The sequence below is a fragment of the Pseudobacteriovorax antillogorgiicola genome (assembly GCF_900177345.1).
GTDB classification, from domain to species: Bacteria; Bdellovibrionota_B; Oligoflexia; order Oligoflexales; family Oligoflexaceae; genus Pseudobacteriovorax; species Pseudobacteriovorax antillogorgiicola.
On sequence record NZ_FWZT01000019.1, the window covers coordinates 105,658 to 125,151 of the forward strand.

General features: G+C 47.3%; 17 protein-coding genes. 10 read left to right on the forward strand and 7 right to left on the reverse strand.

Translation table 11 applies throughout. The features are described 5' to 3' along the window. Window positions 1-604 precede the first annotated feature (604 nt). From B9N89_RS21915 to B9N89_RS21945, 7 genes are all read left to right on the forward strand, one after another. Window positions 605-976, forward strand: coding sequence for a hypothetical protein (locus B9N89_RS21915; RefSeq protein ID WP_132322661.1), 372 nt, complete (start codon window positions 605-607; stop codon window positions 974-976). Window positions 977-1,228: 252 nt separating this feature from the next. Continuing rightward, window positions 1,229-1,858 (forward strand): winged helix-turn-helix transcriptional regulator, encoded by a 630-nt coding sequence (locus tag B9N89_RS21920; protein WP_159455551.1) that lies wholly within the window; start codon window positions 1,229-1,231, stop codon window positions 1,856-1,858. 11 nt (window positions 1,859-1,869) lie between these two features. Beyond that, on the forward strand, window positions 1,870-2,250 hold the full coding sequence (locus B9N89_RS21925; protein ID WP_132322665.1) for a hypothetical protein: 381 nt from the start codon (window positions 1,870-1,872) through the stop codon (window positions 2,248-2,250). An 89-nt stretch (window positions 2,251-2,339) separates the two neighbouring features. Further along, a complete protein-coding gene (locus tag B9N89_RS21930) occupies window positions 2,340-2,771 on the forward strand; it encodes a hypothetical protein (protein ID WP_132322667.1) in 432 nt (143 codons plus the stop codon). A 10-nt stretch (window positions 2,772-2,781) separates the two neighbouring features. Then, complete coding sequence (locus B9N89_RS21935; RefSeq protein ID WP_132322669.1) at window positions 2,782-3,081, forward strand: hypothetical protein; 300 nt, start codon at window positions 2,782-2,784, stop codon at window positions 3,079-3,081. A gap of 11 nt (window positions 3,082-3,092) precedes the next feature. Then, on the forward strand, window positions 3,093-3,404 hold the full coding sequence (locus B9N89_RS21940) for a hypothetical protein (RefSeq protein ID WP_132322671.1): 312 nt from the start codon (window positions 3,093-3,095) through the stop codon (window positions 3,402-3,404). Window positions 3,405-3,536: 132 nt separating this feature from the next. Beyond that, window positions 3,537-4,751 carry a M20 metallopeptidase family protein gene (locus tag B9N89_RS21945; RefSeq protein WP_159455552.1) on the forward strand — a complete coding sequence of 405 codons (1,215 nt, stop codon included), beginning with the start codon at window positions 3,537-3,539 and terminating at the stop codon, window positions 4,749-4,751. On the opposite strand, the gene B9N89_RS21950 is transcribed toward B9N89_RS21945, so the two are convergent. The 4 genes from B9N89_RS21950 to ptsP form a co-directional block, all read right to left on the reverse strand. Beyond that, on the reverse strand, window positions 4,748-5,902 hold the full coding sequence (locus tag B9N89_RS21950) for a rhodanese-like domain-containing protein (protein WP_132322675.1): 1,155 nt from the start codon (window positions 5,900-5,902) through the stop codon (window positions 4,748-4,750). The two genes, B9N89_RS21945 and B9N89_RS21950, sit on opposite strands and share 4 nt — an antisense overlap. A 76-nt stretch (window positions 5,903-5,978) precedes the next feature. Continuing rightward, window positions 5,979-6,584: an HAD family hydrolase gene (locus tag B9N89_RS21955; protein ID WP_159455553.1), complete on the reverse strand. Its 606-nt coding sequence runs from the start codon at window positions 6,582-6,584 to the stop codon at window positions 5,979-5,981. A gap of 66 nt (window positions 6,585-6,650) precedes the next feature. Beyond that, window positions 6,651-8,465, reverse strand: a complete 1,815-nt coding sequence (ptsG, locus tag B9N89_RS21960; RefSeq protein WP_132322679.1) for a glucose-specific PTS transporter subunit IIBC — start codon at window positions 8,463-8,465, stop codon at window positions 6,651-6,653. A gap of 2 nt (window positions 8,466-8,467) precedes the next feature. After that, on the reverse strand, window positions 8,468-10,990 hold the full coding sequence (ptsP, locus tag B9N89_RS21965) for a phosphoenolpyruvate--protein phosphotransferase (protein ID WP_132322681.1): 2,523 nt from the start codon (window positions 10,988-10,990) through the stop codon (window positions 8,468-8,470). Window positions 10,991-11,492: 502 nt separating this feature from the next. Here ptsP and B9N89_RS21970 point away from each other — a divergent pair. Continuing rightward, a complete protein-coding gene (locus B9N89_RS21970; RefSeq protein ID WP_132322683.1) occupies window positions 11,493-14,000 on the forward strand; it encodes a glycoside hydrolase family 3 protein in 2,508 nt (835 codons plus the stop codon). Window positions 14,001-14,054: 54 nt separating this feature from the next. On the opposite strand, the gene B9N89_RS21975 is transcribed toward B9N89_RS21970, so the two are convergent. Continuing rightward, on the reverse strand, window positions 14,055-14,270 hold the full coding sequence (locus tag B9N89_RS21975) for a response regulator (RefSeq protein WP_132322685.1): 216 nt from the start codon (window positions 14,268-14,270) through the stop codon (window positions 14,055-14,057). Then, entirely contained in the window at window positions 14,237-14,650 is a 414-nt protein-coding gene (locus tag B9N89_RS21980) for a response regulator (protein ID WP_132322687.1), read from the reverse strand. The genes B9N89_RS21975 and B9N89_RS21980 overlap by 34 nt, the downstream gene beginning before the upstream one ends. Before the next feature lie 199 nt (window positions 14,651-14,849). Between B9N89_RS21980 and B9N89_RS21985 the strand changes: the two genes are divergently transcribed. Both B9N89_RS21985 and B9N89_RS21990 read left to right on the forward strand, forming a co-directional pair. Then, the gene (locus B9N89_RS21985; RefSeq protein ID WP_132322689.1) at window positions 14,850-17,444 is read left to right on the forward strand and encodes a hybrid sensor histidine kinase/response regulator; all 2,595 of its coding nucleotides are present in this window, start codon (window positions 14,850-14,852) and stop codon (window positions 17,442-17,444) included. Window positions 17,445-17,614: 170 nt separating this feature from the next. Beyond that, window positions 17,615-18,316 carry a hypothetical protein gene (locus tag B9N89_RS21990; protein ID WP_132322691.1) on the forward strand — a complete coding sequence of 234 codons (702 nt, stop codon included), beginning with the start codon at window positions 17,615-17,617 and terminating at the stop codon, window positions 18,314-18,316. Here B9N89_RS21990 and B9N89_RS21995 read toward each other — a convergent pair. Next, on the reverse strand, window positions 18,313-19,419 hold the full coding sequence (locus B9N89_RS21995; RefSeq protein ID WP_200820763.1) for a GTP-binding protein: 1,107 nt from the start codon (window positions 19,417-19,419) through the stop codon (window positions 18,313-18,315). The genes B9N89_RS21990 and B9N89_RS21995 overlap by 4 nt on opposite strands. Between the last annotated feature and the right edge of the window lie 75 nt (window positions 19,420-19,494).

The window sequence follows — 19,494 nt, forward strand, 5'->3', positions numbered from 1 at the left end:
GGAGGTGTAAGGGCTGCTGCGTTGACTTTCGATATCTAACTCTGCCAATGAAGGCTAAATGACTGACAAAAACAAAGCTCAGCAAACGCATGTCTTAGTCCTTTGTTAGGAGAAGGGACTTCGTTTGGTATCCAGCCTTTTTAAGGGCGTCGTTTGGTTTCCGTCCGGGTATTTTAAAATCATTACTTTTTCGGATAAAGTGACCTCAGAGGTTTAGGGAAATCTAGAAATATTATTTAACTATCTGTAATCATATATATAATACCGACTCTTGGGGGAGGTGATTTTGGGAAAAATGCTCTGTGATAATATTTCAACTTCTCCTTGGGGTAAGAATCTCACGAGGTAGACTCTGGACTACCCGCCCATCCGTAGAAGCATCGACAAACTTTGCCCGTGGCAATAGGAAAAATAACCAAGAGATGAGTTCTCATATTGTCCGTTATTTGAGCCAGTTGAATATCTGCTGTAAGAATTAATTACAAGGATCTAATTTCTATGCGCTACTGGCATCAGAATCACTTGGCTTTTTCTTGGTATGCTGATTGCTTGAGGTGGAGTGGATGTTCTGTATGTAATTGTTGTTCTTATTGCGGAGTTGTTTATGAAGCGCTTACTTATCCTTTTCCTCATGGTGTTCTCCCAGTCTGATGTATTACTCGCCTCGACAGTATTGAAAGTTAAGGATCGTAGCACGGTCCTAGTCGCGCTCACAAGAGCTGAAGCTGACCAGATCAGCATAGGTGACAAAGTCACCGTCTTCAAAATTGGTGCAGAAAAAGAGGCTATCGAAGCTAAGGTTATTCGCCTTAAAGAAGGTCACAAGGCCTTGATCACTTCGGAAGACTTTGTTGAATTCAAAGTTACTGACTCTCTTGACGTTGCGCCCATCATCGAAGATGAGATTGATGATGAAGATGATGACGGCGATTTTGATGAAGAGCTAGACGAAGACGAAAGCGACGATGACGAGTAAGGCCTACCGTTACGCCTAGGGGCTAAGGGCCCCTAATCCCTCCTCCCAAATTTTCCAGTCGTCCCAAGTTAGCTTTGCAGCTGAGTCTCCAATCAACCTATAAATTATTTTGCTACCACCAATTGATCGTCTCCTGAGTACAATTATCGATATAAAACTAGTATGTTATGATAAACTTTAAAAAAATATAGTATATAATTTAATAAAATATAGTATCGTCCGATAAGCATCTTAACAAGGGGGGAGATGATTATGGCAAAACGAAGCTATCAGCAGAACTGTTCACTTGCCTTTGCACTGGATCTTTTGGGCGAGCGATGGACCCTCTTGATCATTCGAGACTTGCTGCCTGGTCCGCGGCGGTTTGGAACCCTTCACGAAAACCTGGCGGGGCTGGGAACCAATCTTCTGACCACTCGGCTAAAGGAACTTCAGCAAGCGGGCCTTGTGGAAAAGGTTTCTCAGGGCCTCCATGAAGGGTATTGGCAGTTGACAGCCTATGGCAGGGATCTAGAACCCATCGTTGTTGCTCTCGCTAAGTGGGGCTTGCACCTAGCAAAGGACCGGTTCTCCCAAGAAAATCACTGGTCGCCCATGTGGAATTATGTGGCTTGCCGGGCTCGATTTCAGCCTGACAAATGTCAGGAGGCTTCAATTATCGGGCAATTCGATATCGATGGCTACGTGTACTGGCTCCAGATTGAGTCTGGAGACTTCACGTTTAGCGAGGGTGATCATCCTAAACCAGACTTTAAGCTTATGACTCAAAGCGAGCCTTTCAACCAATTCTTGGTCGGGGACTATGCCTTTGATGATTTTGTAGACAAGTTCGTTATAGGAAACTCACAGCAATTTGCACACTGCATTCAATGCTTTATATAAGGAGTTATCTCATGCTTAGACTTGTACTATCCCTTAATTTCTTGTCCTGCCTTGTATTTGGGAGTTTATTTGTGCTGAACTCTGCTCAGGTCATCAAATTCCTGAGCTTTTCCGCAGCTCCGATTGTGATTCAGGGGGCGGGAGCCATACTCTTACTGTTTGCTGCCCACCTACTGACTGCAATTCTAAGAAAGAATTTTATCAAGTGGGAGATTCTGTACTTTAGTTTTGGTGATGCATTGTGGGTACTGGGCTCAGTTCTGATTTTGCTATTTAGTTCGTGGATAGGCTCATATCAAGGAATAATTGCGACGATCGCAGTTGCACTTCTCGTTGCAGCTTTCGCTACGGGACAGTTTCTCTTACTCAGAAGTCAAACAAAGCTTTCCTGATCATAAACCTGTGAACCGAGCTTTTTCTTGACGTCTTTTTTGCATGGTCGATATAATAAGGTATTCTCAATAAGATCGTGCAGGGTAGAATGATAAACAATCGACCATTAGCTTTTGTGCTGACTACTTACCTTCTCTCTGGTTGTGCAAACTTACATCACATCCAGATCGGTGAGATCGATAATCGACGGGGTCTGAAACGTGAGCGATTCGAGCTCAAGGTGAGCGAGACAGGTATCAATTTGGATGAGGCTGCTGATATTGCAAAAACTTTTGCAAGCAAGTCTGATAACGAGAATATCGAGGCGATCCGCGGTTTTGTAGCGCTTTTTCAACAAGGGCCTAGAACTGGCAACCCCATTTACTTTAGCGAGTATGCGCGGAACTTCTATAAGGAGATCTATCAAGCCTGCCCGAGAGGCTTGATCAGCGGCCTCAACTCCATTAGGGAGACAAGAAAATATCCAGTTATCAGTGGTGAGATTATTAAGATCACAGGCTATTGTCTAACCAAATCATAGGTCGATCAAGATGAAGAAAGCTCTAGGCCTCGCGGTCGTCATACTCTTATCGTCATGCGCTTCTTTGCGTAGTGTTTCCCTCACGCCGATTCCCAAAAAGCGAAAAAATATGGTGTCGGCGCAGGCATCCAAGTGGATCATATTTGGCTTTAACTTTGACAATGATTATGCAGACCTTGTTACAGCAAGACTGATGGAGAAATGTAATGGTAAACGAATCCAAGGAATTCTTACTAAGGATGAAAATTTTAACTACTTTATCGGTCTTGTGATGAAACGTCAGATTACTGCAAAAGGCTACTGTGTTTAGGAGAAAGCTGCATGACCTATCGAACGTGTTTTTTACTACTGATGCTAGGACTAAGCGGCTGTACCTATAGCATTCATCAATATCATGTTAGTGATTTCGAAACCGTAGGCACTCAGAATACGAAGGTTATTAAGGCCTATAGCGAGCAATTTGTCGTCCTGGGTTTCGTAGGTAATACAAATTATGTGGATGATGCTTATCAGAAACTCAAGCGTAAGTGTCGCAGGGGAAGAATCTCAGGTATAACCACTGAGTGGCAAACCGCCCACGGCTTTTTCTCCTGGACGAATAAATTATATCTCACAGCATTGTGTAGGGCCTGATTGGCCATATAGACTCTTTCAATCCCTTAGCACCCATCATCTAGGCAATACCTTCTTGCATATCATCATCGAGGCAAGTAGGTTTAAGGCCGTTCTAATATGGCAGATAACTCTTGTTTTGAAAGGGGTGCTATGATTTCGATCCGAGAAGATTTAAAGAGATTGGTCGATGATGAGGTCAATCATTGCCTCGATGACGTTATAGGGTTTCGCCATCAGTGTCATCAGTTCCCAGAAAGAACTTGGCAAGAGGTGGATACAGCCAAACGGGTTGCAGCAGCATTGGCAAAAATCGATGGTATCGAAATCCAGGAAGGCGTTGGCAAACTTGGGGTGGTGGGCATTCTCAAAGGCGCTAAGCCTGGGTCTACCATAGGCCTTAGAGGTGATATGGATGCTTTGCCTATTCACGAGCTGACCGATGTGCCCTACAAATCCAAGAATGAAGGCACTATGCATGCTTGCGGCCACGATGGGCACATGGCTAACCTACTCGGAGCTGCTCTCGTTTTGAGCCGCTTGCGGCAACACCTCCACGGCACTGTGAAATTTATCTTTCAACCAGCGGAAGAGGGCGGTGCTGGAGCCGATCGTATGTGTGATGATGGTGTGCTAGAAGAACCAAGGGTGGATGCCATTTTCGGAATGCATGGCTGGCCGGAAGCGCCTGAAGGTTCTGTATGGGTTAAGGACGGCCCTATCTTAGCATCTAACACGCAGTTTAAGATCGAGATTCAGGGAACAGGTTGTCATGCCGCGATGCCCCATCTTGGAACGGACCAAATCCTGGTTGCAGCTAGAATGATTGACAGCCTACAGAGCATCTCGTCACGCACCATTGCTCCTACAGAGCCGATTGCGCTAACCATTGCTAAGATCAATGCCGGGACGGCGGTTAATGTTATTCCTAATCAAGCGATATTGGAGGGTACTCTAAGGACGGTTTCTGAAGAAACTCGGGATAAGGTTCTTCATAAAATGGAGGTCATGATCCAGGGGATCAGCCAAGCCCATGGGGTAAAGAGTTCTATCGAAACAAAGCCTATTTATCCAGAGACTAAGAATCACAGCAAACCAACCCAATACTTGGAAGAGGTTTCTCGCCAGCTTCTCGGGCAGGATAAGTTTAAAAATATTCCTCATCCCTCTATGGGAGCAGAAGATTTTTCTTATTATTTGCAGCGAGTGCCCGGTTGCTTTTTCTTCTTAGGTCTAGATGATGGTAGGAGAGGGGGTTACCCCTCGCTGCATGACCCCACGTTTGATTTCAACGATCGGGTTCTTAGCACAGGTATCAAGGTTTTCAGTCATCTGGCCCTTGCCTTTCATCAGTATAATAGCTTCTAGATAGCTTTCGACAAGCGCGCCACAGGAAGGTGCTTGCTGTTCCAAGCAAGCATACCACCTTCTAGGTTGTAAACATTTTTGAAGCCGGTGAGCTGAGCAATGCGAGCGGCTCTTGCGGAACGGCCACCGGAACGGCAGACAAACAGAAAAATCTCATCTTTTGGTAGATGCTTGAGACGAGTTTTAAAATCATCACTAATAGTAATGAGATTGGCCCCATTGATATGACTAAGCTCACCTGTAAACTCATCCGGGCGGCGCACATCGATAATATTGTAGCTTCCCAGGCGATTGATAACCTCTGCAGGCTTTAGGTCAACAACTTTTGTACCTAAAGTATCGTCGATCAGTTTCGACATTTCGTAGTTAAGGTTTTCTACACGTTTGGCATTTTCATCTTGAAGCTTGTGAAGCTCGCCCACTTGCTCTTTGCCCTCGTTCATAAATTGTTCGAGAACTACAACCAAACCTCGAACATCATCGAGTACCCGCTCCAGAATGGTTGCGGTATCGCCAACAGCTGAAATTTCCTCATTGACGAATTGTGATACCGATTCATTCATGATGCTATTTTTTGATGAGAATGAGTCTAATGCAACATCCATCTCAGAAAGATAGATTTTAGTTTGATCCGAGAGCTTTTGAATCTCATCGGCAACCACCATAAACGACTTGCCAGCATCGCCGGCGCGGGATGCCTCTAAGGAGGCGTTAAAGGACAGTAGCTTTACATGTCCTCCGATTTCATTGATGCTTTGAATCCGAGTCACTAGGTTTTTAAGGTCTGAGGATTGATCGTTGATGATAGGTTTCAGATTTGAAAGGTTGCTTGTGCTCTCCTCCAGTTGCTTGATGATCGCCATGGATTTTGAGAGGTCCTCCATGGTTCCGTCTAAGTCACCCTTAAGGTTCATGACAGACTGAAGACTTTTTTGCTTTCTCTCTGTAAATTGACTTAGGTTAGCAACGACCTTATTCATATTGTCTGCGACCATATTGGTTTTCTCGTAGATATGATTCGCTAGGTATTTTCTGAGCTTCTGATTCTCTTGTTGATAATCTTTGGCAGGAGTTGCCACCGTGGGCTCGTCGTCTTTCAATGGGGCTGTCACAGCCCCTATTTTTTTGGACTTTTTAAAAAATCCGAACATGAAAATAGTCTCTAAGTTGAGTGAGAAAGGCTCTCCCTGTATTCTAGCTTATTTTTCTCACCCCAGGTAGTGCCCACTAGCGGTACTCGCGAACGTCAGTAATCTTCATCCCAGCTGCGAGGGCTCCTTGGATTCCGGGATCGGCATCTTCGAAAACCTGGCATTGCTCTGGAGGAATGCCAAGTTCCTTCGCAGCCAACAAGAAAATATCAGGGGAAGGTTTGGGCGCGACATCTGTGTCGGCTGTGATGATGGTCTTGAAAAGTTCTTTAATACCAATATAGTCAAGGCTGCCATGAACGTGCTTGGCTTGGCCACCGGAAACCACCGCTAGTGGCATGCGGCCATGGTAGTCTTTAACCAACTGAACAGTGTCTGAAAACGGCTCGAAGTCAGTGACAAACTCCAGAGCAACCTTGTCTTTAAATGCAGCAAATTCTTCTACCGGCAAGTCGGCATCAAATTGCCTATTGTAAGCGACTATGGTTTCATGGGTCGGAACTCCTGCCATGTCGCTTAGAAATTGGTCGGTGCATTGGCAGTCCCATTCCTTAAATGCTTTGTGCCACGCTAGAAAGTGAGTATGCATATTATCGACGAGGGTGCCATCACAATCAAATATCAAAGCCTTAACGCCAGGAAAAATTGTCATTTCTTGCTTCATATATCGATCCTTTGTCATAAAAAAAGCTCCCAGAGGGGAGCTTATCATGTCTAAACTTGCCGGCTCTGTGGTCCGTGAAAGGGACTAGATGAGCCGGTTGATTTGCTCGCTGCCCAAACCAACGAGTACATGATAGGACTTATCATCGAAAGGTACCACCTGATAATCACTCAGGCGATTTTGATCGATGAGGCTAGGGTCTTTCACACGTAAGCGAATCCTAGTCAGGGCACAGCTGGCCTGGTCATCAATATTACTTGTGCCGCCAAAAATCGTGCGAATCGCATCGGCGTGCTGACGCGCTTCTTGCTCGCTAATCATCTGACTTGGTGGTGCGATGGGCTCCTGAGTTGCACTCGCTTGAGTAGCCATGGGTTCGCCACCATCTTTGATAATCCGGTCGATTTCTGTTTTCAATATCTCGGATTGAGTGCCAAAAATGGCCTGCACGTTATTGCCAATCTTTAAAACTCCGCTGGCACCCAGAGCCTTTAAGGTGGCCTCATCGACCTGATCGGTGCTGTTCACTGAAACCCGTAGGCGTGTGATGCAGGCATCCAATGCTGTGATGTTGGCCGCCCCCCCGAGAGCTGTGAGAATCCGGGCAGCGACGGGAACAAGGCCACCCTGACCAGAGCCCGATGGGCTGCTACTTCCAATTGGGTCAGCAGAGGCCTCACCTTCAGCTTCACGACCCGGTGTTTTGAGGTTGAACTTCTGGATGCAGAAGCGAAATACACCGTAGTAGACTACAGCATAGATAGGGCCGAGGATGAAAACCATTCCTGGATTGGTATCCATGGCAAAAAACAGGGTGTAGTCAATGAAGCCGTGGGAGAAGGTGTAGCCCAGTTTAGCTCCAGCCAAATACATGATAGGGAAGGCGAGTCCAGCAAGCAAAGCATGGACGGCGTAAAGCAATGGCGCAACGAACAAGAACGAGAATTCGATGGGCTCAGTAATACCAGTCAGAAAGGACGTCAAGGCCGCAGAGATCATGATACCGCCCACCTTGGTCTTGTTTTCTGGCTTGGCACACTGCCACATAGCGATTGCAGCCGCTGGCAGGCCGAACATTTTGAAGAGGTAGCCACCACCTAAATTACCCGCAGTGGGATCACCATTGAAAAAGCGGGTTAGCTCCCCGTGGACCACATCCCCAGAGGCGGTCGCGAATTCACCGATCTCGAAAAAGAACGGCACGTTCCAGATGTGGTGGAGGCCAAAAGGAATCAACAGGCGTTCGACGAGTCCGTAGATAAATACAGTTACAGCCATATTTCCCGAAACAGCCCAGTCGGACATGCTATCAATCACCCCTTGCACGGGAGGCCAGATAATACTCAGTATAAAGCCAATTAAGATGGCAAGAAATGCTGTGACGATGGGTACAAAGCGCTTTCCAGAAAAGAAGCCGAGATAAGGCGGCAGCTGAATCTGGTAGAAGCGATTGAACATGGCGGCAGCGGCACAGCCGATGATGATACCGCCAAAAACTCCAGTGTTGATGGATTGGATTCCCATGATGGTTTTGGTTTCGATGCCCCAAGCCTGACCCACGACCCCGGTGGTGCCGAGCATCACCACGTAGCCGATCACGGCAGCAATGGCAGATACTCCATCGTTCTTTGTCAGTCCGAGGGCCGTACCGATGGCGAATATCAGAGCGAGATTGTCAAAAATGGGGCCACCGCTGGACCGAAGAATCATAAAAAAGGTGCGAAGAGCTTCCGACTCGATAGTGATCACTCCGCGATCCGCTCCGGATAGCAGTGCACCACCAATTCCGAGCAAGATACCTGCAACCGGCAGTATTGCTACTGGCAGCATGAGGGAACGCCCAATTTTCTGTAGAAAATCGAAGGCGTTTTTAAAAACATTTCCTTGTGCTGTTTCCATCCTTAACTCCTAAAGTCCCGAGCGGCTTGTCGAACCTCTTGGCTCGTGCCGAGTGTTAAAACCATCTGCCCCAAATCTCGACAGGCTGGTCGAGAGAATTTCCTGATTTCATCCTTCACTTCTCCAATCATCGGCAGGCTCACGCTGAACTCATCAATGCCAAGACCCATGAGGATGGGAACAGCATCCAAGTCGCTGGCGATGCCGCCGCAGACTGCCACGTGCTTGCCGTACTTTTTGGCACCGGCTGTAGCCTTGGCGATTAGTTGCAATACAGCGGGATGGAGTCCATCCACGGTTTTTGCGAGCTGGCGATGAGTGCGGTCAGTTGCCAAAGTATACTGGGCAAGGTCGTTGGTCCCGATGGAGAAAAAGTCCACCTCTGGTGCCAAAACTTCTGCTTGGAGAGCCGCGGAAGGCACTTCGATCATGATTCCTACCTTAGGCACGCGCCACGACTTTTTCTCACAGATGCCCTGTACCAATGCCTTAAATTCTTGAATTTCGTGGAGGAAGCTCACCATGGGAAACATGATTGCAATGGGATGGTCCTGAGCTGCTTGGCAGATGGCCTCCACCTGCTGGGTGATGATCCGCGGATTTTCTCTATGGATACGGATACCGCGAACTCCCAAAAACGGATTGTCTTCGTCAGGGAACTTGAGATAGGGAAGAGGTTTATCGCCGCCGACGTCCAGGGTTCGGATCACGAGAGGGCGATCACCTAGAGCCTGGCCGATATCGCTATAGATGCTGACTTGTTCATCGATAGTGGGTTCTCGATCCCGGTGAAGGAATAAGAACTCTGAACGGAGCAGACCCACCCCTTCGGCTCCGAGCCTAACTCCTTCCTGGCTATCGCTGAGGCTGCCTATGTTGGCGCAAACTTCAAACTGGTGACCATCTTTAGAAAGGGCTGCTTCTGAAGCTCGTGAAAGAACGTCCTGCTGATGCCGCGCCGCCTGCTCTCGAATAGCTTTGACCTGGTTAATTTCCGCTGTTGACGGCTTGAGCTTCAAGGTGCCTTCCGATCCGTCCAGGATAGCAGTGGTGCCAGGAGTGATTTGCAGCACATCCTCGCGAACCCCAGCAACCGCTGGAATACCGAGAGACTTGGCAAGAATAGCCACATGAGATGTGGGACCACCTGTGATCGTCACAAAGCCTAAGACGAGTTCGGTATCGAGTCCGACAACATCAGACGGGGTGAGATCCTCTGCAACAATGATGGTATCTGCGGGGATGTCCCAGCCGCTGCCTTCCTCATCGAGCAGGAGTTTTAGAACTCGCTGACCCACGTCCCGTAGATCATTAGCCCGGGCTGCCAGCAGTTCATTCTTCAGTTTTTGCAAGGCCTGCTCGCGACTGCGATATGCCTCTCGCCAGGCAAAGGCTGCGGTTTGGCCGTTTTTGATGCCTCTGATGGTATCGTGAAGGATTTCAGGATCGTCTAAGATTTCCAGATGGGCAGCAAAGATTGCGGCGCGATTGGTCTGGCCCTTGCGTTGCAGATTTTGGTGGAGGGTTTGGATATCTTGCCGCGCTTGTTCGATTCCCTGATCCAGACGAAGCTGCTCAGCTTGTGGGTCGTTGCTATGCTGGGGAACCTCCCGCTCTTCGGATGAAAGACAGAAGATCTTTCCAGCCGCTAGACCCGCTGAAATCCCTGCTCCTTGATAGGTATTGGGGTCAAGGTTTTCCGCGGGGGTTTGAGGTGTGGTGGCTGAGGCGTTCGCCTGGTTGGTGCCATGCTCGCTACCGTCATCGTGCAAGGCTCCCAAGATGTTTTGCACCCTAGCCACAGCTTCCTCAGCATCAGGTCCAGAGGCTTCAATCTCGCACTTTTGATCCAAGGCTAGTTCCAGGGCCATCACGGCAATAATGCTTTTGCCGTTGGCCTCCTTACCACCCGATCGAAGTGTCACATCGACGTTGAGTTTTTTCAGCTCCGTGACCATCGATGCCGCTGGTCGCGCATGGATGCCGGTAGGGTTGATGATTTTGACAACTGCTTTTTGAACGTTTTCCCGAGATACTGCGTGATTTCCCTCAGAGCCAGCTGTTCCCCCATCGATGGTGAACAGCTCGTCACCAACGTTGATCCGCCCTCCTTGCAGCCGAGGTGTGACCTGAGCATCTCCCGTGACCAAAATTTGCGTCATCAGACTCCTGGCTTTACTGGCGACTTTGTCTAAGTCGAAACGAATCAGGGGATCACCGCAGCGAACCTGATCACCTGGCTGAACCAGCTGCGAAAAACCGTCGCCTTTTAAGCCGACCGTATCGATACCAATGTGCATCATCAGTTCATAAGGCCCTGATTTTAAGGTCAGAGCATGCAATGACGGATGAATGTAGCTCACTGTCCCATCGGCCGGAGCGTAAAGCGTGTCGGTGATCGGGTCTACAGAAATGCCATCGCCAGCCATACGTTGACTGAAGACAGGATCTGGAACTTGTTCGATCGGATAGACTTGCCCGGCTAGTGGCGATTTGATGGATAAATGATCGGATGATTGAAGCATCGATGCCGCCCCCTCTATAAAAATGTGTGTCGCAAAACAGGGACTCTTCCCTGCGCTGCTTTTGTTTAGCACAATCCAGGCCACGCCTGAAGCAGCTCCTAGTTCATAAAAACCGTTTAGTTTACACGATAACCCAGTCAGTTGGAATAAATCGTCGTACGAGATCTAATACCCAAGGGACTTTGAGCTGCCTAGGGAGTTTTGTGATGAAAGACTACCCGTAGCTAAAGAGAGAGCTATTTACGAAAAAACGCTCTATTTCAAGTAAAACTTGGCAAACAAATCTTCCATAAAGAGAAATCCTTTCAATTATTTTTTGCGTCCACCTAGTACTTTGTGGTTCGGCTCTGCTAGCACAATCGGCGTTTCCTGGTATAGCAAAGTTATCAAAGACAAAACATTGGACGAGGTTTCAATCTTCAGGGAAACTGTCGTTCGGTTCCCCAGAAGTATGCTCTGGGCAGAGAGCACTGGGGATATTTTCTAACTAGAGGGAGTACCTATGATCAAACGCAAGATAGCCACTGGTTTTCTACTGGCCCTTAGCTTTTCGGCTGGGGCAGGGCCAAGCCCGAAACAGTCAGGAGTTGAATCCTGGCCAAAGATTAAAAGTGCAATAGTTCAAGACCCAGCGATGGAAGCACGGATTAGCGAGATCATGAAGTCCATGAGTCTTGCAGAAAAAGTGGGACAGATGGTCCAAGGAGAGATTCAGCATGTCACTGCTGAAGATGTAAAAGCATTTCATCTTGGTTCAGTTCTCAACGGTGGCGGCTCATTTCCTGGTGGCGATAAGCAAGCTCAGGTGAGTGACTGGCTCGCGCTGGCGGATCAGTACTGGGCAGCATCGATGGATGAGTCTGATGGCAATATGGGGATTCCCATTCTTTGGGGTACCGATGCGGTCCATGGTCACAACAATGTGCGTGGGGCCACCTTGTTTCCCCATAACATTGGCTTAGGAGCTGCTCGCGACCCAGATTTGATGGAAAAAATAGGTGAGATCACGGCGCGCGAGGTTGCAGCGACGGGAATCGATTGGACCTTCGCACCAACGTTGGCAGTGGTTCGTGATGACCGTTGGGGCCGTAGCTATGAGGGTTATGCCGAGTCTCCTGATCTTGTTGAAGATTATGCCGGCAGAATGGTTAAGGGGCTACAAGGATCTCTGGAATTAGGGCGCGTCATCGCCACAGCTAAGCACTTTATTGGCGACGGTGGCACCAATCTGGGCAAGGATCAAGGGAACACTGAAGTTTCCGAGGCGGAGCTTCGGGACATTCACGGGCGTGGCTACTTTCCAGCCTTGGCTGCCGGGGTGCAGTCCGTGATGATCACCTTTAACAGTTGGAATGGTGAGAAAGTCCATGGCTACAAGTACCTTATTCAAGACGTTTTGAAAGATCGAATGGGTTTTGATGGGCTGGTGGTTTCCGATTGGAATGGCATTGGTCAGGTAAAAGGCTGTAGTAATAGTGACTGTGCTCAGGCTGTGCTGGCTGGCATTGATCTGTTTATGATTCCCTATAAAGCGGAATGGCGGCCCTTTATTGAAAATACGATTGCTCAAGTGCAGGGGGGTAAGATTCCCATGAGCCGCATCGATGATGCTGTGCGACGAATCTTGCGAGTCAAGATGCGGGCGGGATTGTTCGATCGGCCCAAGCCCTCTCAACGCTTGGCAGACACGGCTCAAGTTACCGCGGGGACAGTTGGTGCCACCGAACATAAAAATGTCGCACGGGAAGCTGTTCGAAAATCATTGGTCCTTTTGAAAAACAATCGCAATCTTCTACCCATACCACGCAGTGCTCGGGTCTTGGTGGCTGGTAAAAGTGCCGATAGCGAAGCCAATCAAACTGGCGGTTGGACACTTAGTTGGCAGGGAACGGAAAATAGCAAGGACGACTACGTTGGGGTTACCACGGTACTGGATGCCATTCGATCCGTCTCTACTTCGGTTACTTTTGATCAAGATGGCTCCGAAATCAATCGCAAGTCCCATGATGTAGCTATCGTCGTGATTGGAGAAACGCCCTATGCTGAAGGCCGTGGGGATCTGGGTGCTGCTGATACTTTAGAGCTTGCCAAGCTTCACCCTGAAGATCTTGAAGTATTGAAACGGGTCAAAGCCAGTGGAGTTCCGGCTGTTGCCATCTATCTTGGCGGCCGACCACTTTACGCCAACAAGGAAATCAATCTTTCGGATGCGTTTGTGGCTGCTTGGTTACCAGGAAGTGAAGCTGAAGGGATCACCGATGTGATCTTTCAAGGGCCTGAAGGTGGTGTCAACTATGACTTTACTGGGAAGTTGAGCTTTTCTTGGCCCCAGGAACCTTGTCAGACACCCTTGAATGTAGGTGAAAAAGCTTATGACCCGTTATTTCCCTATGGCTTTGGGTTGGAATACGGCAAGTCATCGACATTGGCTAAACTACCAGAGCCAAGCCGAGATTTTGGCTGTGGCCAAGACAGCAGTAGCCCGGTTCAGGACGAGGTGAGGGTTCACGACGAAGGTCAGACCCAAGAGCCTTGGGGGATGTTTATTGGTGACCCTCTCAATGACTGGCTAGGTATTCAAGTGCGAGCTGATGAGGTTTCAACCCCATCTATCGTTGTGACCCCCGTGGACAACGAAGAGGGCATTCAGTGGGCAGCGAGGCAGTTAGTGTTTAAAGGCTTAGGCCAAGTCTATTTCCAAAGTCTTGATGGCGCTGGAAGGAATCTTGAGACCTTCGCTGAGGCTGGCAAGCTGAGTTTTCAAGCGAAGTTGCCTGAGGTTCCCGCAGCTGATGTTCAACTTCGCATTGACTGTGTCTACCCTTGTATCGGTTCCATCGATCTAACACCTAGATTGAATGAAATCGCTGGCAAAGGCTGGCAGACGGTGACTGTTCCCCTGAGTGAGTTTGATGGTGTTAAATGGAATCGAGTTGACACTCCCTTTCTCATCACCACCAGTGATGCTCTGACAATCACGATTGATAAGGTGATGTGGGAGAAAGGTTAGTGCTACGTGTTTTGTTAAAACTATAGGCAGCGAACCTGGTTTCGGAAATCGCTTCTAATTTGATAATCTTCTGATCTTGGAGGACCTCCAGAGCATTTGCTCCTGGGGGTCTTTTTTTAAGAAATAATTTGGTTGCGACGGTTCGATTTTGGCAGCCTCCTTTACCTCATAGCCTTGTTTTTCCAGCCGACCTATCAGTAGTTCTCGCTGGGCATCGTCGTCTTCGACAACGAGAACTACGGGACGTTCTGGATTTTTTGGGTCGTCCATGACGCCGCCTCCTGAGCTGCCTTCATTGCATTGGCAATAAATATGGGTAAAGTTTCCTCGTCAATGGTTCTTTTTAAGGCGAAGCTTGTAGCTCCGGAGCAACGAGAAAGTTTCTCGACACTTGATTCGAAGGAGTCGGAGATGCAGATGATTGGCATTCTAAATCCGTTTTCCCTAATCATTTGGACAACGTGATCGCCAGTTTCTTCTGTCAGGAAAAAGTCAATAAAGATGAGATCGTACTGATTGTTTTTGATCATCGCCTTAGCTGGTTGATACCCCAGGGATGAGTCGACAACGTTGGAACGACTAAGGCTCGTGAGTAAGCGTCTTAGAATTGTTATGTCCTCGTAGTCGTCATCGATAATCAAAAATCTCATGTCAGAGGCTCTGCTGGTCTTCGTTTAGCTGCCCTTGTGTCGGTGAGCTAGGGCCTTTATTTAATTACTATTAGAAAATTTCTTCTCTGTTTTATAGATCCTTTACCGATGTAAGGATGTGGCACGTGACGGTCGATTCACAAAATCACGGCTAGATCATTACTTGCTAGTATGTTTTTAGCCTTTGCAAGGCAGTGAGATGAATAGGTTCAGGGACAACGTCATTAAGCGATGGTTGCCACTAGAGCAGCTAGCTGCATTTCTGACTTTGATTCTGGGTGGGGCTGTGATCTTGGGTTGGCACTTGGAGTCAAGGTCCTTGATACAAGTGAGCTCGCAGTTTGTGCCCATGCAATACAACACAGCCCTTGGATTCACTCTACTGAGTATAGGGCTAGTCCTCCATTCTAAGTTCCGGACGGTTGGGCTTCTCACTGGGTTATGCCTCGCTGCACTTGCTCTGATGACCATTGCACAGTATCTTTGGTCGCAAGATTTCGGCATCGATCAAATGTTTATGAACCACTATATCACTACTAAGACATCTTACCCTGGGCGCATGGCTCCAAATACGGCCATGTGCTTTGCGATTATGAGTGTCCTTCTGTTGGTACAGTCGTGCTATCCCAATAGAAAAAAAAGAGTGCCTCTAAAATCCACCTTGTCGACGATTGTGATGTTTCTTGCAGCTCCACCATTTCTCGGTTATTTGATGTCTGTGGACCCGGTGTTTGGCTGGCAGAAATATACGAACATGGCAATCCACACATCCAGTGGTTTTCTTGTTTTGAGCTTAGCTCATTCCATTGGAAACTTAAGGCGGATCGACCTTAGGCAATCGAGTCGCGTTGCTATTGCTCTTGGTTGGGCAGTGTTTTTGAGCTTTTATCTTTTCGGGCTTCAGTTTGCAGAATCAGAACAAAAAAAGTTAGGGGCTTTTTTAGAACGCTCCGCAGATGCCTCACTTTCAAAGTTCGACGTGACTATGGCGCAAAGTCTTCTAGCCTTTCAAAGGCAGTCGGAAAGATTAGGTAGGCGTGGGGTAGAGTCTCTTGAATCGTGGATGGCTGATGCTAAAGACTACGTATTAGATTTTCAAGAGCTGGAGGCTATCTATCTCCTAGACGATACAGGAGAGATCCTTGCATCATTTCCAAAAGGTCGCGGGTTCACTAAGAGCCTATCGTTTGATTCCTATAACCGTCCTGGTGCTCGGCTAGTTGTTACTGCTGATGAAACCTCAGTGGCAGCGCTAGCCACTGTATTTGATCAGAGATCGGGTAGAAAGTATCATCTGTTATATAAAATTAATCCCGAAAAATTGTTCCAAGATCTGTCAAAATCATCCCGGTCCGAAGACCGAAATTTTGCATTGACTGTTAGGAACCATCGGGACCACATCATTTATCAAGAACCTCGATTACAGAACGCTCAATCCCCACTGTACCTATCAACCTTTAGGCAATACCAAAGGGATGAGGTTCGCTGGTCGCTTTACTTTAGTGCGTCACCAGCTTTAATGGCTGAAATCGATACTAATTACCCCGAACTTGTCATATTTTTAGGTGCTATTATAGGCTTCCTAAGCTCCCTAGCGTACGCATCAACCATGAGAACAAGGCACTTGCTACAGTTAAGCGAGATTCGAGGTAAAAAACTTGAAGTCGCCATCGAGGAAAAATCTCGATTTCTTGCTAACATAAGCCATGAGATTCGTACGCCTCTCAATGCGATAATAGGAATGGCTGATATCATTTTCAGTGAAGTGAAAGACCCGATCTTGCAAAAGCAGTTAGCTTCGATTCAATCTTCTGGGGATCTACTTCTAGCGATCATCAATGACGTTTTGGATCTTTCGAAAATCGAGGCCGGCAAGCTTAGCCTTGAAAATATTCCTTTTAGCATCGATGTCTTGCTGGAAGAAGTGCTGCAAGCATTAGGGCCCAAGGCCTCAAATAACGGCACGATACTTAGCACCAATGGCGAAAGCCTCGGTTGGACAAATGGCGACCCCTATCGCCTCAAGCAAGTTCTCTTTAATCTGGTTGGTAATGCCATCAAATTCTGCCAAGAAGGGCAGGTTGTGATGTCCTACCACGAGGAGATTCGAAACGACCAACGATGGGTTTGCTTAGCAATCACAGATAACGGCATCGGCATTGCCCCAGAGAAGCTACCTAAGATATTCGCTGCTTTTTCACAGTCAGACGAGCTTTCAACCCGAGCCTTTGGTGGAACGGGACTTGGTCTAGCCATTTCGCAAGCTATTGTCAAGCAATGGGGCGGCTACATCCATGTTCAAAGTGTGTTGAAGGTAGGGACCACGTTTACTGTAAATCTACCTGCTCCCAAAATTGATCCGCCACAAAGCAGGCTGATTGATCGCAGTGGAGTAGGTGTCTATTCCGAATTAGAAATTCTTGTGGTTGACGACAATGAGTTGAACCGAGAGATCTTCACAAAATACCTGGCGAAACTTGGTTTGGATGCAGATCAGGCTAAGAACGGCCATGAAGCACTCGTCAAAGTTAAGCAGAAAAACTATGACTTGATCTTGATGGACTGTCACATGCCCGAGATGGATGGTTTTGAAGCCACCCGTCGGATAAAGGAAAACCTAGGAGAGTCAGCTCCCTTTATTATAGCTTTAACCGCTAGTGCGATGAAGGAAGATCGTGAGAAGTGCGCTGATGCTGGAATGGATGACTTTCTAGGTAAACCTCTAAAGCACAAGGTTCTTAAAGAAAAACTCCTTGAGCTGTATGGACCCGAATCTCTGACAAAGACTGGGTGATGCGACGGTTTGTACCATCTCCTCGCATTTTTTTAACCAAGCCTTGTCTCATAGGTTTGCTCCCCTAAATATGTTATTCTCCTATCGGTTTGCGGAACTTGACGAACAAGGGGTGACTTGTTCAGATCCAATTGTTGCTTTGTGAGCTGGTATTTGGGAGGATTGATTTCATGCAAATGTTTATGGAAGAGGCTAAAAATCTCAAGGGGGTGTGGCGATTGCTGCGCAGGAGCCCCCTTTCTGATGATTTAAGTCGCTTTGACGTTCTGGAAGGAAGTCAGTACCAAGTATTGATAAGCCTTGTTGGGTTCGCAACCTTAGTTGAAATCCCTTTGATTCACTTTATTATACAATATCTATGGGAACCCAGCCCCTTGTTGTCGACCGTTCAGATCGTGATTGTTGCAATGAGCCTTTACGGGATTATTTGGTTCTTAGGAGATTACCAGAGAATCAAGGAGGGTGGCTATCATGTGTATGCCGACGGAATTCATATAGATATATCTTCACGATGGCAGGGATCTATTCCCTTCTCAGCCATCAAGTCGGTGTCTAGATCTAACTTTAAACCTAAGTCCTCATGGGAGCAAGATTGGCGCAAAAAACAAGAGCAAGTGCCAGAGGGGCTTGGTCGGCTGTCTATTGGTCTGGAAAAGCCGAACGTCTGCATTAGATTTCAAGAGAATAGATCGATCAAAGGCCTTTATGGGATCGAGCGAAGTTTTAACGAAATTCACTTTTATGTGTCGAATCCAGATCAATTTCTTACGACTGTTTCGGAAAAGTTGAAGGATTCCTGCATTGGTCGTGGTTCAAATTCTTGCTCCCACCAATCAGGTGAGTTGTTTGACGCGAAGGATCGTGGGTTTTAGGCACCATCTATGATTTGTCTAAGCTTCTCAGGGTCGCTGCCGGGGCCGACCACCAGAAGTTTTGTTCCCGATGCCAATGTTCCTCTGTACGGTCTGACAACGATGTCTCCAGAAGGTATCTTCTCAAAATAAGAGTAATGTTCGTCTTGATCCATCCTAGTGCAGCCCTTCACCCGCAATATGGTATCTGGAAGTGATTCTAGTATTCCTATCAATTTTTTGGAGTCAATAGGATCAGGTAAGTCAACTGAGCAAGAGGCCCAATGGGCTTTCTTATGATCCATTTGGTCAGCTGAGTTATTGGATGCTTTCAGGTTTGGCAGGCTCAGGCTATCTAACTCACTCCATGTCTTGAAGGAAGCTGAGGAGTTAAGGCTCGCAATATCTGCCTTGACTCGTTCGACTCTATTAGGTGAAACATTGGCTGCATGATTGAGGACTACCAAGGAGGAAACTTGTACTTGATTTGCTTCGAGCTCGTTGTGGTAGCCTCGTTTTTGCCAGTTTTGGACGTCAACGACAGATATTTGGATGGGAGGCAAAAATTGCTCCTTTAGACCAACCCCAAGAAACTCCATCAACGAGCAAGCATCTGAGGTGCCATTTGCCTCGATAAAGGTGACTCCATGCTTCCTCTCAGGAATAGAGTTCAGTTGCCTTCGCAGTTCAACCACCCCGCTACAACAGATGCAGCTGCCGCTCAGGGCCTGAATTTGGTCCGGTTGCAGAAACTCAAGGAACCTTTGAGAGTCTAGCACTGCGTTCTGGTAGTCGTTCAAAATAATATATGGTTGCCAATTTGCCTTGAGATACTCTTGAACAAGTCGTGTCAAAAGAGTTGTTTTGCCAACTCCTAAAAAACCAACAATGACAATAACAGCTTCTTGCACAGCATTACTCTCTATCAATATGGATTTATAGTCCACCAGCCGTTCGGAAACGAAAACCGAAAGCATTTTCGTAAAGCTAGCTTTTCCAAGACAGGTTCGGTTATTTTGGTTTCCAAAATTCTCCAACTTATAGACGATCATAGACTTATATGCAAGTACTTGCAGAATAGCTAAGCCCTTAATAAGTCCATTGAGAGCCAACTGGAAAAACATAATTTCTGTATAGAAATAATAGAAAATATGACTAAAATACGCTCCTCATCGAACTCTAGTACAGGAGCCAAAGTG

Excerpts from the sequence above, each read along its gene's own strand:
- B9N89_RS21935 (WP_132322669.1), top strand. The coding sequence starts at position 2,782 with ATGAAGAAAGCTCTAGGCCTCGCGGTCGTCATACTCTTATCGTCATGC.
- B9N89_RS21980 (WP_132322687.1), bottom strand. The coding sequence starts at position 14,650 with ATGAGATTTTTGATTATCGATGACGACTACGAGGACATAACAATTCTA.
- B9N89_RS21940 (WP_132322671.1), top strand. The coding sequence starts at position 3,093 with ATGACCTATCGAACGTGTTTTTTACTACTGATGCTAGGACTAAGCGGC.
- B9N89_RS21985 (WP_132322689.1), top strand. The coding sequence starts at position 14,850 with ATGAATAGGTTCAGGGACAACGTCATTAAGCGATGGTTGCCACTAGAG.
- B9N89_RS21950 (WP_132322675.1), bottom strand. The coding sequence starts at position 5,902 with ATGTTCGGATTTTTTAAAAAGTCCAAAAAAATAGGGGCTGTGACAGCC.
- B9N89_RS21955 (WP_159455553.1), bottom strand. The coding sequence starts at position 6,584 with ATGACAAAGGATCGATATATGAAGCAAGAAATGACAATTTTTCCTGGC.
- B9N89_RS21920 (WP_159455551.1), top strand. The coding sequence starts at position 1,229 with ATGGCAAAACGAAGCTATCAGCAGAACTGTTCACTTGCCTTTGCACTG.
- B9N89_RS21995 (WP_200820763.1), bottom strand. The coding sequence starts at position 19,419 with ATGTTTTTCCAGTTGGCTCTCAATGGACTTATTAAGGGCTTAGCTATT.
- B9N89_RS21990 (WP_132322691.1), top strand. The coding sequence starts at position 17,615 with ATGCAAATGTTTATGGAAGAGGCTAAAAATCTCAAGGGGGTGTGGCGA.
- B9N89_RS21930 (WP_132322667.1), top strand. The coding sequence starts at position 2,340 with ATGATAAACAATCGACCATTAGCTTTTGTGCTGACTACTTACCTTCTC.
- B9N89_RS21970 (WP_132322683.1), top strand. The coding sequence starts at position 11,493 with ATGATCAAACGCAAGATAGCCACTGGTTTTCTACTGGCCCTTAGCTTT.
- B9N89_RS21925 (WP_132322665.1), top strand. The coding sequence starts at position 1,870 with ATGCTTAGACTTGTACTATCCCTTAATTTCTTGTCCTGCCTTGTATTT.
- B9N89_RS21975 (WP_132322685.1), bottom strand. The coding sequence starts at position 14,270 with ATGGACGACCCAAAAAATCCAGAACGTCCCGTAGTTCTCGTTGTCGAA.
- B9N89_RS21915 (WP_132322661.1), top strand. The coding sequence starts at position 605 with ATGAAGCGCTTACTTATCCTTTTCCTCATGGTGTTCTCCCAGTCTGAT.
- ptsG (WP_132322679.1), bottom strand. The coding sequence starts at position 8,465 with ATGGAAACAGCACAAGGAAATGTTTTTAAAAACGCCTTCGATTTTCTA.
- ptsP (WP_132322681.1), bottom strand. The coding sequence starts at position 10,990 with ATGCTTCAATCATCCGATCATTTATCCATCAAATCGCCACTAGCCGGG.
- B9N89_RS21945 (WP_159455552.1), top strand. The coding sequence starts at position 3,537 with ATGATTTCGATCCGAGAAGATTTAAAGAGATTGGTCGATGATGAGGTC.